This window comes from Pseudomonas sp. NPDC089534, from assembly GCF_044749305.1.
Taxonomy (GTDB): domain Bacteria; phylum Pseudomonadota; class Gammaproteobacteria; order Pseudomonadales; family Pseudomonadaceae; genus Aquipseudomonas; species Aquipseudomonas ekonensis.
Window position 1 is genome coordinate 72,314 of sequence record NZ_JBIVHR010000017.1, and the last position, 13,732, is coordinate 86,045.

Below are 13,732 nucleotides of genomic sequence, written 5' to 3' on the forward strand. Positions count from 1 at the left end.
GATTGAACCTGTGTTGAGTGTGTTGGGTTTGTCGGGTTTCTCAGTCCTCGCATGGGGAATTTTTTGTGGTCGTGATTCATATCGAAAAAAGTATTCGCAGGCGCGCGCGCGAAGCGAAACCCAACACACCCAACACACTCCCCGCAAAGCCGCGTATTTCAAGGCCCCAATCTGTGTCGGGTCGCAAAAACCAACCCAACACACACCCAACACACCCAACACACTTTTGTGCGTATTCATGCTGCAGCCGCCTTGATGTGTTCCCAGTTGTCCACGTTCCACCCCGCCAGGCGTGCCTGGGCGCGCCACTTGTCGACCCGCACGCCTAGCTCTGCCGCCTTCAGCGATGGGGGTGGGAAAGCATCGGAGTCTTGAGGAAAGAAGAACGCCCCGAACCGCCGGCTGTTGCCCTCCGTCCAGGGTATGGACCGGGTCTTGTCCACCTCGGAACTGATGAACAATGAGAACTTGGTTTGACTCATCGAGTGCTCCTTGTTGCGCTGGCACCACTCCAGGAACAGCGAATAGAGATCCGTCGAGAGGCACGCGCCCCAGAGATCGCGACCCAGCTCGCCGTACTTCCACAGGTGCAAGAACGTCTGCCACCCGGCCCGACTCAACGCCACCAGACGCTCCCGAGCCTCCGTCTTTGGCGGGCGGGTGCGCTGATCGAAGTCACCAAGGTCGATGGACAGCAACCATGCGTGCAACGCGGCAACGCCGCCGTTCTTCAACTCGTGACCGATCGCCTTCTGCCGGTCTGGCGGCAGCGTCTCGGCCGGCCACATCACCAGCATCCGGCGGTCGCTTTCGCTGATGGGCCAAGGAAGGATCTCGTTACTGAGGAACACCGCATTCATGTGGTTGGACTCTTCCCAGCCATTGATGAACTTGGATTCCATGCGCACCGTTTTGCCGGTGATCAGGTGCTTGATTTTGCCCACTTGGTTGTAACGCTGATCCCGACTCACAACCTCTTCGAACACTGCCCAGAGCTTTCGGCTTTGCCAGGCGTTGAAGTTGCTTTCCAGCTGGGTCTGGCCCACCGTCGCGGCATACTGCCCGTACAGCATCCCGAGCGCGTCGGCGAACAGCAAGCTTTTGCCCGAGCCCTCCATGATCGAGTGCATCAGGACGGCGGTGTCCATCTTCGCGCCCAGGTGTTGAAGCGGGTACGCGAGCCAGCGGGTCAACCAACAGGCGGCGTCGGCATCGTGGTTGCACAGGAACGAGATCAGCCAACGCAGGTTCGCGCAGGCATCATCATCGCGCACCGGCTCTAGCGGCAACCCATCGAACGTGTTGATGTAGATGTTCGGGTCTTTGGTCATCGTGGGGTCGAAGACGATGTGATCCACGTCTACCACCCGCCGCTCCGGACTGTTCAACCAAAGTGCGTAGGTGTCGCCCAAAGCCATTTTCACGGCCCCTTCAGCAACCCGGCGCTTCTTCTCCCGATCCCACACGTCCTTTGTCCCGTCGATGTAGACATAGCGATCCGTCGCCACCATGCCGAACGCCCCGCCCTTCTTGCTCGACATGCGCCGGGCCTGCTCGATCTCTACGACATGGTCGGGCGAAATCAACTTTCGGCGCTCGGTGTCCTCAAGCCACTGCTTGGCCAGCGGCTTACCCACCCGGGCCTCAAACGCGGATTTCTTCATGATCCTGGACTGGTCGAGATCCCAGACATGGGTCGTACCCTCCACCAGCGCATAGCGCCGCAGCACCTGGTCGAGAGTCATCCCCTCAGCCTCAACCACCACCCCCGCACCCCCATCAGGATCCGGAGCGGCCTCGCCGGGCAAATCATCGCCCGTGGGCCCGGCCTCGCGCATGTCACCCGATGGGGTCGGGGGAAGATCACGCGGATCGGGCCGGGTTGAACGCTGCATACCCAGCAGCTGCGCCGCAGCCTTCACCGCACCCGACTGGTCGCCGGCATGCTCAAGCAGGCAGAAAACCTCAAACGCATCATTCTGATGACCGTTGGCCAACGGGTCGGCGCCATGATGCGAATACACCTTGCCGTCCTTGACGGTGATCCCCGGCAAACCGGTGCTGCTTTGCGGGTAAAGCCACTTGCTGCCACGCTTGATGTAGCCATGGGCCCGCAGCAGCTCTTCAACGTCGTGGCAACGGTTGAATTCGTCGATCACCGAAGGCTGCTTGCCCGCGGCGGCCGGCGCACGCTTGATGACCTTCCCCGGCGAACGCTTCGGCTTGATCGCCCACGGGCAAGCCGCTTCGGCATCTCGCTTGAAAATGTCCCAGTTCGTCCAGATGGACAACAGCTCGTTGGTCAACGTCGGCAGGCCGCCCGCTGCGCTGGGCGGTGTCCGCCACGTGTACGGCTTGCCCGTGCCCGGATGGATCGATGGCGGGAACACGTCCTGCACCAGGCCGGCCCGCAGCTCGAACACGGTAATGCGCTGGTAGACCACAGCCTCGGCCTTCGCCGCAGCCTCGCCTTCAGCGTCCCCAGCCTTCGCCGCAGCCTTGGCCTTCGCCATCAGCGCCTTCCAGATCGAGCCATCCGGATCCTTCTCGTTGGGCCAGGCCAGTGAATGCCGGCCCAACTCAACGCCATCAGGCAGCTTGAACACCACCCGGAAACGCAGCGGGTTGCCGACGATCGTCGGATACACCACAGCCATAGCGTCCAGGTCGAGGCCCAGCAGCTCGTACAGCACATGTCGCGTCCACTGGACATCATCGACGTCCAACGAACAGACACGACTCGGCCCGAGCACCACGCCCAGGTTGTGATTTGGATTGCGTTGCCAGAATGCTTCTGCCGCAGCGGCGTCGGTGATGTACCCGCCCGGCTTGTTCCAGCCCATCCCCTTGGGGATCTTGTCGCCGGGCTCAATGGGGACCAATGCCAGTCCGAATTCCTCGACGTATTTTTTTGCCCATATTGAAGCTTTAGGTGAATCAAACATTTCTCACCGCCACATCTTGCGATTTGCGTACAAAACGACTGATGATCGGCGTTCCAACATCTCTCGCTCCAAGGAAGAAAGAATGCCCGAGTACGTTGCCACGCTGGATTGTCCGCACTGCAAGACCAGCAAATCTGGAATGCGATCGCACACCTACATTTACACTGGTGCCACCTATCGAATTCCTCTCAGCTGCCCACATTGCGACGAGATAGTAGTTGTTGGGGCAGATGCAGATACTAAATTTGCACGTACAAACTGGGCACAAGAAACAATTTTCAATCTTGACGACCGAAGATGTGTCATTCAGCGCAACCATTTGCATTACCCTGTAGTAATGAAACGTGAAGTGCCCAACGATGTTCCAGGCAAGATCGGAAGAATCTATGAGGAAGCTCTCGACAACTTTCACAGAAAGAATTTTGAGACTTCCGTACTGCTTTGCGGGAAGGTTCTGGATCTCGCTACGAAAGGAATGGATCAGGCTTGGAAACTGGAAAAGCGCCTCAAAGCTCTTGCCACCGACGGAAAAATCACCGCATCCATGGCCGATTGGGCGGAGGAAATTCGCGTTGACCGAAACACCGCGATCCACGACGACGAAGACTTTACCAAAGATGATGCGGAAGACATCGTAATATTCACGGAAGCCTTCTTGACTTACATTTATACATTGCCTGCACTCATAGCTAGTCGCCGACAAGCACCTGACCCAAACTAACGCTCTGACCTCGGAATATTTAGGAGTTGTACAGTGGAGTGTCATTCTAGGCCCTCCATTGCCTGACGTGCTCCAGCCATGATGCCTAGCACCGCCTGGATGACGTCGATCCCGTATTTGTTCAGCAAGGCGACCTCGTGCGGCTCCCACACGTTATCAGCGGCGCCGGCATGCATGCTGGACACGAACTCGCCTGTTCGCTCCAGCAGCCTGCCAACCGACTTCAGCGCCTCAGACGTCGCCGGGACAGGCGTCGGCCTGTACCAGACGGCGCCTGCCGGCCGCACCAGAGCGTCGAGCAGGGCCGGGTTTTGCGTCAGCTCAATCACCCCTTCCAGTTCGTCAGGGCTCAGCCAGCGGCGCTCTTCGGTCAGCTTCAGCTTCTTCTGTAGTTCGTCGTAGTCCATGGACATGGCGTGCGCCAAGGCCGTAATACCGCCGTGGTGATCGCGACCGGCGCGGTATAGCGCTTCGCGCAAAGAAAGAACCGGGCCAGCGCCCGGCAGAAGGTCAGTCCGACTCATAACCGTAAAATCCCCGTTTACGGCCTAGCCATCGGATAGGACTCGCCCTATCCTACGACCACGACCGATGTGCATGTGCTGTGTATCGTCGTAGCCGGGCTGGGGGATTCTTTGGTGAGAGGCCCCAGTCCGGCACCCTTTTTTAGGCCGCCTGATAGTCCCGCAGGTCATCCGGCGTGCAGAAAACATCTGGGCGCAAACGAAATCTTGAAACCCCAGTGAGCAACTCTGCTCTCATAACCAGTTCTGCTGGCAAAAAACCGCGCTTCAGCCAATACGAAACGATCTGCTGTGACACGGTTCGTTCTTTGGTCGACATAGCGTGAGCGAATCCCACTTGGCCCTTCGCCATTTCTACGGCCTCGACCAAGGCTTCGCGCGTCTCAGATGAAGGATGCATATGGGCCTCTACGGTGAAAATACAAAACCAAAATACATAGAGATTTGTATTTGCGCAACCAATTATCGTGTTGGAAAGCGCACAAAAGGATTTGTATTATCCCGTGATGACTAAATCAGCACGCGTCCCCTCCCCCTTAGCTAGCCTCTTCAAGGCTCGGCGCAAAGCCCAAAAGCTAAGCCAAGTAACTCTGGCGGAACGAGTCCGACAGTTGCTTGGCCCCGACGAAACTTTTAGCCAGCAGACCTACGCTGCATTTGAGGCTGGCGGCACACAGAACACCCGTTTTGCCATTCAAATCGCTCAGGCTTTAGGCATCTCCATGGACGAAGTCGCCGATCTTAGTAGTACGTCCACACCCCACTACGTTACAGACTCACCCAGCCCCGCAATGCAGATCGCCGAAGTGAGCGGTGTGTATCTCGCAGAGCTCCACGCACCACTGCTAGTCGAGGGCGACCAAGACGCCGAACCAGGCCGACCTGGCGTTCACGAAGTACCCTCGAAGAAGTTCAAGTTTGACAAAGCCACGCTCGCAGAGATCGGCGTAGCCCCCCAAGACGTAGCTTGCATGATCATTGAGGGCAGCAGCATGGATCCGGTGCTACCGGATGGTGCCACTGTTGGAATCGATCGCGGGAAGCAAAAAATCAAGGACGGCGACATCTATGCGGTTGTTCATGGCGGACACCTGCGAGTCAAGATGCTGTACAGACTTCCCCTGGGCGGAATCCGGATGCGTAGCTTCAATCGTGATGAGTATCCTGATGAGGAATACGCCCCCGACCGACTGAAAAAAGAAGAAATCAGCATCCTTGGTCGGATTTTCTGGTTCTCCGTATTCAGATAACTATACAAAATCGCAATAACAGCCCGCCGCGCGCGGGCTTTTTGTTGCCTTTGCGAAAATATACAAAGAGATCTGTTGACCAAAATACAAACAGGATTGTAGTCTTTGTGTCGTACCCCTCTCACCAAGAGTACGAACCATGCAAACGACACAGCACAGCACCACCCGCTGCCCGGTGTATCTCCACCCCGCAGCGTGCACCAGCCCAGCCGCCGTCGAAGCGATCCAGAAGCACACCGGACTGCTGGTCATCGTCACCCCCGGTGCCCGCCTGGCCTCCGCGAAAGCAGCGGTCGCCACCACCGACCTGGGCCCGTTCGGAGGTGATGCGGCATGAGCAATCACACCGCCGAAGAATTGGCAATCCAGATCCTGTCCACCTGCCTGCTGGTCACCGCGCAAGGCAAATGGCACGCGCACTTCCAGTTCGCCGCCCATGTCGGATGGATTGAAGTGCGGGTTAGGCCATCCACCCATAACTACGACTCCGGAGAAGCCCCGCCGCCGGCCGCAATGAAGTGGGCAACCATTTCAGGACTCAACCCAAGCCTGTGCTACTCACGTCCAACTGAAGAGGATGCACGCCAGAACCTCATGAAGCTGTTGGCCTGGGTACAGAGCCACCTCGACATGGGGACGACAAAATGACGCCTCTTCTGATCGGCCTCGCCGGACGCGCCCGCTCGGGCAAAGACACTGCAGCACAGCACCTGGTCAACCATCACGGCTTCCAGTCCTACGCCTTCGCGGATCCGCTGCGCGACGGGCTGATGCACATTTTCAACCTGAGCCCGTGCGACTTCGAGGGCGACCAGAAGGAACAGCCCCTGCCGTGGCTGGGGCGCTCGCCTCGACAACTGATGCAGTCCTTGGGCACCGAGTGGGGCCGTAACTGCGTGCACCCGGACCTCTGGCTGCTGCTCGCGGCGCAGAACCTCGACCTGCTGGCACGCACCCACGACACGGCCCGAGGCTTCGTAGTAAGTGATTTGCGGTTCAACAACGAAGCCGACTTCATCCGTGATCGCGGCGGCGTGGTGATCCACCTGACCCGCACGGGTGCAAGCCGTGTGAACCCCCACCCCAGTGAGAACGGAGTCGAACAGGCCGCCGGTGATTTGTGGCTGCCCAACAACGGCACCGTTGAAGAACTGTTCGCAAACCTCAATGCGGTGGTGGACATCCTGCACACCCGCGCAGCGGTCAAGTGAGGGACACGCCATGACGAACCGCACCCTTGATCAAACCGCCGCGCTGCTCGGGCTCAAGCCTCGCGCCTTCCGCGCCACGCTGCGCGACCTGGGCATCCTGAATAGCAGCGGCGACCTGGCGAGCCACCACCGCGACCGCGGCTATCTGTTCTCGGATCCCCGCACCCGCTGGAACCCCGCGACCGGCAAGCCCGCGCACTACGCCGTCGTGATGGTGAAGGAAGACGGCGTCACCTGGCTGGCCAAGAAACTGGGAATCACCATCACGAACAAGGATGACGCCGCATGAACAGCAATTTCCTCAACGCCCATTCGCAAGCGCTTGGCACCCTCCGGCTGACCCCGATCTATCTAGAAAGCCCGGGCACTGCCAGCCTGGCCCTGCTACTCGGCGCCGCCAACGAATCCGCCGCGATGCTCGACAGCGTACCGATGCGGGTACTGGAGCTGGCCGACGTGTTCCGCTGCGTCAACAACGTGATCCACGAAGGCCAGACCGCCTACGTCACCCCGACCAACTCGCCCGAACACCCCTTCGGCGCCGTGGTGGCGGACGCCGCCGGCAACGTCTGTGCCGTCGGCATGGGGAAGAGCAAGGAAGGCTTGGCCGAACTGATCCGCCTCCGGTTGTTGCTTCCAACGAAGGGGAACGGGGAGAACTCGCCATGAGCGAAACCCTCGACCAACTGCGCCGTCAGTTCGCCACGCCCTGCCCGACCCTGACAGCCGTGCGCGAACACTACTTCACCCACATTCGCACGGACCGCTACTTGCTGCGCGAGATCAACGCCGGGCGCATCAAGCTGACCGTTACCCGCCTGCATCACTCGGCGCGGGCAAGACCGGTGGTGTACCTGCATCACCTGGCCGAGTACCTCGACGCCCAGGCGCCGAAGCAAGCGGCCTGAATCGACGGTGGCCCCTGCCGTTCAGGGACAAACAACACAAACCTTGTGGCAACACCCCACCGCCGGCCTCTCACCAAGAATCCCGGCGGCGGGCTCTACTGGAGCACAGCACATGCAAGCACAAGACCTGATCATCATCGCGAGCGGCGCCGCTACGGCCCTGCTGCTGATGGGCTTTTACATTCGCAGGATCATCCTGCGCGCACTGGCACGCCGCTACGAAGCCGGCCTGAGCGAACGCAACGGCCTGCACACTCGCCGCCTGACCGCGCTGAACACCGACCTTGCGACCCTCACCCAACTGCGCAAACAGGTCGCCCAGCAACTGGCCGACCTCCGGGCGCAGATCCAGGACACCAAGGCCACCCCCTTCACCGCGGCCGATTATCGCGACCTCACCGAGATCACCCAGTTTCTGGCGCTCGCCCTCCAGACCTGGCAGGCGCTGCCCGGCACCGAGGCCAGCCGCGTCCGGGCTGAACAGCTCATCAAGGTCTCACGCGCCATGGCCTACCGCGTCTTCCACACCGTGGAGACGGCCAACAAGCTCAACGCCCAACCGCTGGACACCCAGCTGATTGAGTGGCTGGACAAGCAAGGCACCTTCGGCGCCACGCCCGAGCGCAGTTCCATCAGCTTCCCACACGAAGCAGACACCGCGGGCTATCCGCACCTGCGTGACGCGCTGCGCGAAGCCTACGAACTCCACACCCAACGCCAGGCCATCGAGGTGGGCCAGCGGTCAGTGGAGGACGCAGCATGACCTGGATTACTACCCACACCGGCCGCCAGTTCAACCTGACCAACCCCACGCCGGCGATGATCGCCCCCAACGATATCGCCCACGCACTGGCGCACCTGTGCCGGTTCAACGGGCACTGTCGCGAACACTACAGCGCCGCGCAGCACAGCATGCTGGTGGCACGACTTGTTCCAGCCGAACACCAGCTGGTCGCGCTGCTGATGGACGCGCCCCGCGCCTACCTGGGCGACATGACCCGACCGCTCAAGACGATCATGCCGGGCTATCGCGTCTTGGAATCCCTGGTCTGGAAAGCGATCTGCGACCGCTTCAACCTCGACCCCACGCTACCCGAGAGCGTGGTGCGCGCCGACCTGGTCGCACTGGCCACCGAACGCCGCGACCTGATGCCCGACCCGGCGGCAGAGTGGGAATGCTTGCGCGGCATCCCTGCGATGCCCGAGCCCATCCGGCCCCTGTCGGCCCGGGAGGCCGGCTTGCAGTACTTCGGGCAGCTGATGGAGCTGATGCAGAGCACCCACCGGAGGGCGTACGCATGAGCTCATTCAAGAAGCATCCCCTCGACTTCAAGACTCAGTACGCACTCGGTTTCAGCTCTCTAGACGAAGAGATCGTGGTGGACTTCTTCTGCGGTGGCGGCGGCGCCGGCACTGGGCTGGAGATCGGCCTGGGCCGGCTGGTGAACGAGGCAAAGAACCACAGCCCCGCCGCGATCAGCATGCACACGGCGAACCACCCCGGCGCCGTGCACTACACCACCGACGTGTTTGACGGCGATCCGGACACCGAGTGCGGAGGCAAAGCCGTCGGCTGGTTCCACATGTCGCCGGACTGCACGCACCACAGCCAGGCCGCCGGCGGCCAGCCGCGCAAGCGCGAGATCCGGAACCTGTCGTGGATCGGCCTGAAGTGGGCCGGCAAGAAGAAACCCCGGGTGATCAGCCTGGAGAACGTGAAGCAGATCCTCCAGTGGGGGCCGCTGATCGCGAAGCGCTGCAAGGAAACCGGGCGCGTCATGACCCTGGAACGGGTGCCCCACCCCAGCAAGCCGAAGAGCATGGTCAACCGCGTTGCGGCCCCGGGCGAAGTCGTCCCCGTGAGCAACCAGTTTCTGGTGCCGGATCCCAAGCGCCGCGGGCAGACCTGGGCCGTGTTCGTAGCCGAGCTTCAGCACCTCGGCTACGACGTGGAGTGGCGTGTGCTGAAAGCCTGCGACTACGGCGCGCCGACCAGTCGCGAACGCCTGTTCATGATTGCCCGCTGCGACGGCCAGCCGATCGTGTGGCCGGAGCCGACGCACGCCAAGAACCCGGCCAAGGGGCAGAAGAAGTGGCGCACCGCCGCCGAGTGCATCGACTGGACGGCGCCGACGAAAAGCATCTTCGACAGGCCCACGCCGCTGGCCGAGGACACGCTGCGACGCATCGCCAAGGGCATGAAGAAGTTCGTCATTGATGCGGCAGACCCGTTCATTGTGCCGATAGCCAACTGGTCCGGGGAAAGCGTGCAGTCGGCAAACGGGCCACTTCGCACCGTTACGTCCTGGCCCCGCGGCGGTTCGTTCGCTATGGCCAGCCCGATCATCGCGCCTGCCACTCACCAGGGCAGCGATCGCATCAATGATCCGCACGCACCGCTGCCGACTGTGACCTGCGCCAATCGCGGCGAGCTGACGCTGATCAGTCCGGTGCTTGTCGGCGCCGGCGGCCCAGAGTACGCCGGCAAGCCAGCAGCAGCCGACCAGCCCGCCGGAACGCTGATGACCCAGAACCACCGGGCGGTGGCATCTGCTCACCTGGTGAAATTCCGGTTCACGGATGAAGGCAAGTCCCTCGCCGAACCATTGCCGGTAATCACCAGCGGGGGCAACTACAAGCGACCAGCCGGCGCCGCGCACGCCATGGGCATTTCAACTTTATTCATGGCCCAGATGAATGGCGGCTTCAACACCACGGTCGCTAAGAGCATGGAAGACCCAATGACCACGGTGACCAACACCGGCAGCCAGCAGCAGCTGGTGACGGCGAACCTGGTGCACCTGCGCGGCAACTGCGATGCGCGGGACGCCACAAATCCGCTGCACACCATCAGCGCCAGCGGAACCCACCACGGTCTGGTCACCGCCTTCATGGAGCACCAGTTCGGCGCCAGCGTCGGCCAGGCCGTGGATGATCCTGCACCAACCATCACCGCCGGCGGTGGCGGCAAAAGCTCGCTGGTCGAGCTCCAGCTCTCGCCAGAGGTTGAGGCCGGCGCCCTGCGGGTCGCGGCATTCCTGATCAGCTACTACGGCACCGAGAACGTGAGCGGCGCCGGCGAGCCCGCCCCCACTGTCACCACCAAGGACCGCTTGGCTCTGGTGACCGTCCACATCAAGGGCACGCCGTACGTGATCGTGGACATCTGCCTGCGAATGCTGCAGCCCACCGAGCTGTACAAGGCCCAGGGCTTCCCCGCCGACTACATCATCGACCGCGGCGCAGACGGGAAGCCATTCACCAAGACCGAGCAGGTGCACATGTGCGGCAACAGCGTCAGCCCGCCGCCCATGGCAGCACTGGCAAGGGCTAACGATCCGTGGCGGCAAGCCGAACGGTTGCGGGAGGCTGCATGACACCCCTACGCCGAACAGCCCGGATCCGCAAAGGACAGATGCAGCGCCTGGACCTGGTCACCATCTGCGACAAGTGCAACAGGAGCCGGGCGCATGGCAATCACGATAAATGCAGCCGGCTGCGCCAGGCCGAAGGCATCGCACGACGGGAGGCAGACCATGGAATTCCAGAGTGAAACCCTCACTGACGAAGAGCTGGCCACCATCACCGGCTACAAGATCCCGTCGTGCCAGCGCCAGTGGTTGACCCGCAACCACTGGGAGTTCGTGCTGACCGCCGCCCAGCGGCCCGTTGTTGGCCGGGTATATGCCCGGCTCAAGCTCGCCGGCGTCAAGCCGACGGCGAACAATGCCGTCGCCGAGACCTGGACGCTTGACCTGGCACACGTGAGCTGACGATGCGAAACAAGAAATCAGCTAACCGGGACCTGCCGCCGCGGATGATCAGGCGCACCCGCCAAAGAAAAGGCGGAACGATCTGGACGGGTTACTACTACAACGGCAGGGACGCCGACGGCAACCGCGTCGAGATCCCGCTGGGCGGCGACCTGGACGAAGCCAAAATCGAATGGGCCCGCCTCGACCGCAAGGCGATCCCGAAACCGGCCCACCTAATGGGCCGGCTCTTTGACGACTACGAAAAGAAGGTGATGCCCACCCTCAAGCCAGGCACCCAGTCCGACTACGCCAAGGGCCTGAAACAGCTCCGCAAGGCTTTTGACGCCGACAAGCCGGCCCCGATCGACGCCATCACCCCCCAGGTCATTGCGCAGTATCGGGACGCCCGCTCGGCCAAGGTCCGCGCAAACCGGGAAATTGCCCTGCTTTCGACCATGTTCACCTTCGCCCGCGAGTGGGGACTGACCGACAAGGCGAACCCCTGTTTCGGCCTGCGCCGCAACAAGGAGACGCCACGGGACTACTACGCCGGCGACATCATCTGGAATGCGGTCTACGAACAGGCGCCGCAGGAACTCAAGGACGCAATGGATCTGGCGTACCTGACCGGGCAGCGCCCCTCCGACGTATTGAGGGCGTCCACCCTCGACATCAACCAGGAGTTCCTGCGCGTCGGCCAGGGCAAGACGGAAAAGCGACTACGGATCCGCCTGTACAACGGCGCCACCGAAACCGACCTGTGCGTCTTCATCAACGGTCTGCTGGATCGCCGCGCCCAGGCCGGCGTCAAGACCTCAATCCTGATCACCAACCAGGCCGGGCTGCGTATGAGCTACAACATGTTGCGCAACCGCTGGGACGAGGCCCGGGACAAGGCTGCGATAAAGGCAGCAGCCGACGGCGACACCGAGCTGTCCGTGACGATCCGGAAATTCCAGTTCAGGGACATCCGGCCCAAGGCCGGCAGTGAAATCGAGGACATCGGTGATGCAAGCCGACTGCTCGGGCATTCCACGGAGGAAATGACGAAGAAGGTTTACCGGCGCGTCGGGGAAATCGTTAAGCCAACCAAATGACTGAAGCGCAGGCGCGCTTTAACTAATGCCATAAAATTTGGAAATAGCATTTGTGAGTATCCCTGCAGCAACTTGAAATGGAACCTCCCATGCGGGGGTTCCCGACTTCGATACCATAGAACCTATCCAGGCACGGACCGATGAACCAATACCTTTGCTTTGTGACGGTTTGTCCGAGTCTTCTTTCATAGCTGCTTTCAACTCAGCTATGTCAGTTTCAGATACTTTGTTCGCGGCCAATTCTTCGACCAAAGATTCAAGGTCGTTTTTTACCACAGATGTCGTGTTATAGGAGGCTTGACTACCTTGACCAATGGCAAGACTTATATTAGCACCATCACCAAAAACAACATTCTTAAACAAGCCATTTACCTCATTTACATCAGGTAGACCAAGCTGATCTCCTGCATCATCTGAATCCGGAACTACGTCCGATAGCTCTAGCAACAACGAAAGCAACCTTGAACGCGCTTCATGTAGTATCTGCGTGAAGCACCCTGCTGGAGGCTTGCCCCATGCAGAAGTAATTAAGAAACCGTCAGTAAAACCTTTCCTTAAGAACCCATGCAAGTCGGCATTTAACGGAACTATGAGGCCGTCGTCACTTTTCGAGAACTCCTCAATAACAGCAATGCTTTGGTTCAAATGCGAAACAAGAAATCTGTCTTGTAAGTCGGAAGGCATTCCGCCGGTTGGTAACTGATGATTGTTATAGCGCAAAGTCATACTTTGCACATTGCCGTAAGGAGTCAAACGCACCTGGCGGTATTCCGGTACTTGGACATCCTCTCCGTAGCCTTGGATTTCATTTTTCACCCATTCAGCAAACTCTTTTGCTTTGAGTTTGTGAGCAATGATCTGGGCTTTAAAAAACGCATTTGCAAGCGGAGCATTAGCGTCCCCCAGGAGGTTGATCGCCTCATCTATCAGCTTCATCCGCAGCCCATCCATTCGTCCGATGACGCAGATAGTGCGCGATTGCAGCCTGCATTGCCAGCAGTGCACATCCAGAAAAATGCGAGGACAGGACGAGCACGTTGAAGCGGTTCCTTCGCTGAGTTGCGGAACACCTGTCGAAAGTTGCGGAACACTTCACTTTCCGCGAGCAAGAAAAAACCCCGTAGATCATTGATCTACGGGGTTTTTAATGTGGAGGCCGAGGTCGGAATCGAACCGGCGTAGGTGGATTTGCAATCCACTGCATAACCATTTTGCTACTCGGCCTCAAAACATTTGCTGTCTAGTAGCACAACAACAAACGTGTACAAATTGGAGCGGGAAACGAGACTCGAACTCGCGACCCCGACCTTGGCAAGGTCGT

The 13,732-nt window shown here is 60.1% G+C and carries 16 protein-coding genes and 1 tRNA gene; 13 read left to right on the forward strand and 4 right to left on the reverse strand.

The genetic code is table 11. The features are described from left to right. Positions 1–236 precede the first annotated feature (236 nt). Entirely contained in the window at positions 237–2,945 is a 2,709-nt protein-coding gene (locus ACIP0B_RS07705) for a bifunctional DNA primase/polymerase (RefSeq protein WP_400830945.1), read from the reverse strand. An 82-nt stretch (positions 2,946–3,027) separates the two neighbouring features. Here ACIP0B_RS07705 and ACIP0B_RS07710 point away from each other — a divergent pair, with 82 nt between their 5' ends. Further along, positions 3,028–3,666, forward strand: coding sequence for a DUF4145 domain-containing protein (locus ACIP0B_RS07710; RefSeq protein WP_400830946.1), 639 nt, complete (start codon positions 3,028–3,030; stop codon positions 3,664–3,666). Between the two features lie 41 nt (positions 3,667–3,707). Here ACIP0B_RS07710 and ACIP0B_RS07715 read toward each other — a convergent pair whose 3' ends face one another. Further along, positions 3,708–4,190 (reverse strand): phage regulatory CII family protein, encoded by a 483-nt coding sequence (locus ACIP0B_RS07715; RefSeq protein WP_400830948.1) that lies wholly within the window; start codon positions 4,188–4,190, stop codon positions 3,708–3,710. Positions 4,191–4,696: 506 nt separating this feature from the next. On the opposite strand from ACIP0B_RS07715, the gene ACIP0B_RS07720 reads away from it, so the two are divergent. The 12 genes from ACIP0B_RS07720 (at position 4,697) to ACIP0B_RS07775 (ending at position 12,411) form a co-directional block, all read left to right on the forward strand. After that, positions 4,697–5,440: an XRE family transcriptional regulator gene (locus tag ACIP0B_RS07720; protein ID WP_400830974.1), complete on the forward strand. Its 744-nt coding sequence runs from the start codon at positions 4,697–4,699 to the stop codon at positions 5,438–5,440. A 139-nt stretch (positions 5,441–5,579) separates the two neighbouring features. Further along, entirely contained in the window at positions 5,580–5,777 is a 198-nt protein-coding gene (locus ACIP0B_RS07725) for a hypothetical protein (protein WP_400830949.1), read from the forward strand. Next, positions 5,774–6,088 (forward strand): hypothetical protein, encoded by a 315-nt coding sequence (locus ACIP0B_RS07730; RefSeq protein ID WP_400830951.1) that lies wholly within the window; start codon positions 5,774–5,776, stop codon positions 6,086–6,088. The genes ACIP0B_RS07725 and ACIP0B_RS07730 overlap by 4 nt, the downstream gene beginning before the upstream one ends. Further along, complete coding sequence (locus tag ACIP0B_RS07735; RefSeq protein WP_400830952.1) at positions 6,085–6,651, forward strand: deoxynucleotide monophosphate kinase; 567 nt, start codon at positions 6,085–6,087, stop codon at positions 6,649–6,651. Before ACIP0B_RS07730 ends, ACIP0B_RS07735 begins: the two co-directional genes overlap by 4 nt. Before the next feature lie 10 nt (positions 6,652–6,661). After that, positions 6,662–6,940, forward strand: coding sequence for a hypothetical protein (locus tag ACIP0B_RS07740; protein ID WP_400830953.1), 279 nt, complete (start codon positions 6,662–6,664; stop codon positions 6,938–6,940). After that, on the forward strand, positions 6,937–7,320 hold the full coding sequence (locus tag ACIP0B_RS07745) for a hypothetical protein (protein WP_400830955.1): 384 nt from the start codon (positions 6,937–6,939) through the stop codon (positions 7,318–7,320). Before ACIP0B_RS07740 ends, ACIP0B_RS07745 begins: the two co-directional genes overlap by 4 nt. After that, a complete protein-coding gene (locus tag ACIP0B_RS07750) occupies positions 7,317–7,559 on the forward strand; it encodes a pyocin activator PrtN family protein (RefSeq protein WP_400830956.1) in 243 nt (80 codons plus the stop codon). The genes ACIP0B_RS07745 and ACIP0B_RS07750 overlap by 4 nt, the downstream gene beginning before the upstream one ends. Positions 7,560–7,671: 112 nt before the next feature. Continuing rightward, positions 7,672–8,322, forward strand: coding sequence for a hypothetical protein (locus ACIP0B_RS07755; protein ID WP_400830958.1), 651 nt, complete (start codon positions 7,672–7,674; stop codon positions 8,320–8,322). Next, positions 8,319–8,861, forward strand: coding sequence for a phosphohydrolase (locus tag ACIP0B_RS07760; RefSeq protein WP_400830959.1), 543 nt, complete (start codon positions 8,319–8,321; stop codon positions 8,859–8,861). Before ACIP0B_RS07755 ends, ACIP0B_RS07760 begins: the two co-directional genes overlap by 4 nt. After that, entirely contained in the window at positions 8,858–10,936 is a 2,079-nt protein-coding gene (locus ACIP0B_RS07765; protein WP_400830961.1) for a DNA cytosine methyltransferase, read from the forward strand. The genes ACIP0B_RS07760 and ACIP0B_RS07765 overlap by 4 nt, the downstream gene beginning before the upstream one ends. A 159-nt stretch (positions 10,937–11,095) precedes the next feature. Next, entirely contained in the window at positions 11,096–11,332 is a 237-nt protein-coding gene (locus tag ACIP0B_RS07770; protein ID WP_400830963.1) for a DUF4224 domain-containing protein, read from the forward strand. Between the two features lie 2 nt (positions 11,333–11,334). After that, positions 11,335–12,411, forward strand: a complete 1,077-nt coding sequence (locus tag ACIP0B_RS07775; RefSeq protein WP_400830965.1) for a tyrosine-type recombinase/integrase — start codon at positions 11,335–11,337, stop codon at positions 12,409–12,411. An 18-nt stretch (positions 12,412–12,429) separates the two neighbouring features. On the opposite strand, the gene ACIP0B_RS07780 is transcribed toward ACIP0B_RS07775, so the two are convergent. Both ACIP0B_RS07780 and ACIP0B_RS07785 read right to left on the reverse strand, forming a co-directional pair. Continuing rightward, positions 12,430–13,347: a hypothetical protein gene (locus ACIP0B_RS07780; RefSeq protein WP_400830967.1), complete on the reverse strand. Its 918-nt coding sequence runs from the start codon at positions 13,345–13,347 to the stop codon at positions 12,430–12,432. 214 nt (positions 13,348–13,561) lie between these two features. Further along, positions 13,562–13,635: transfer RNA gene (locus ACIP0B_RS07785), tRNA-Cys, on the reverse strand. Between the last annotated feature and the right edge of the window lie 97 nt (positions 13,636–13,732).

Bases quoted from the DNA above. Each gene is read 5' to 3' on its own strand.
- ACIP0B_RS07705 (WP_400830945.1), bottom strand. From the start codon at position 2,945: ATGTTTGATTCACCTAAAGCTTCAATATGGGCAAAAAAATACGTCGAG.
- ACIP0B_RS07710 (WP_400830946.1), top strand. From the start codon at position 3,028: ATGCCCGAGTACGTTGCCACGCTGGATTGTCCGCACTGCAAGACCAGC.
- ACIP0B_RS07715 (WP_400830948.1), bottom strand. From the start codon at position 4,190: ATGAGTCGGACTGACCTTCTGCCGGGCGCTGGCCCGGTTCTTTCTTTG.
- ACIP0B_RS07720 (WP_400830974.1), top strand. From the start codon at position 4,697: ATGACTAAATCAGCACGCGTCCCCTCCCCCTTAGCTAGCCTCTTCAAG.
- ACIP0B_RS07725 (WP_400830949.1), top strand. From the start codon at position 5,580: ATGCAAACGACACAGCACAGCACCACCCGCTGCCCGGTGTATCTCCAC.
- ACIP0B_RS07730 (WP_400830951.1), top strand. From the start codon at position 5,774: ATGAGCAATCACACCGCCGAAGAATTGGCAATCCAGATCCTGTCCACC.
- ACIP0B_RS07735 (WP_400830952.1), top strand. From the start codon at position 6,085: ATGACGCCTCTTCTGATCGGCCTCGCCGGACGCGCCCGCTCGGGCAAA.
- ACIP0B_RS07740 (WP_400830953.1), top strand. From the start codon at position 6,662: ATGACGAACCGCACCCTTGATCAAACCGCCGCGCTGCTCGGGCTCAAG.
- ACIP0B_RS07745 (WP_400830955.1), top strand. From the start codon at position 6,937: ATGAACAGCAATTTCCTCAACGCCCATTCGCAAGCGCTTGGCACCCTC.
- ACIP0B_RS07750 (WP_400830956.1), top strand. From the start codon at position 7,317: ATGAGCGAAACCCTCGACCAACTGCGCCGTCAGTTCGCCACGCCCTGC.
- ACIP0B_RS07755 (WP_400830958.1), top strand. From the start codon at position 7,672: ATGCAAGCACAAGACCTGATCATCATCGCGAGCGGCGCCGCTACGGCC.
- ACIP0B_RS07760 (WP_400830959.1), top strand. From the start codon at position 8,319: ATGACCTGGATTACTACCCACACCGGCCGCCAGTTCAACCTGACCAAC.
- ACIP0B_RS07765 (WP_400830961.1), top strand. From the start codon at position 8,858: ATGAGCTCATTCAAGAAGCATCCCCTCGACTTCAAGACTCAGTACGCA.
- ACIP0B_RS07770 (WP_400830963.1), top strand. From the start codon at position 11,096: ATGGAATTCCAGAGTGAAACCCTCACTGACGAAGAGCTGGCCACCATC.
- ACIP0B_RS07775 (WP_400830965.1), top strand. From the start codon at position 11,335: ATGCGAAACAAGAAATCAGCTAACCGGGACCTGCCGCCGCGGATGATC.
- ACIP0B_RS07780 (WP_400830967.1), bottom strand. From the start codon at position 13,347: ATGAAGCTGATAGATGAGGCGATCAACCTCCTGGGGGACGCTAATGCT.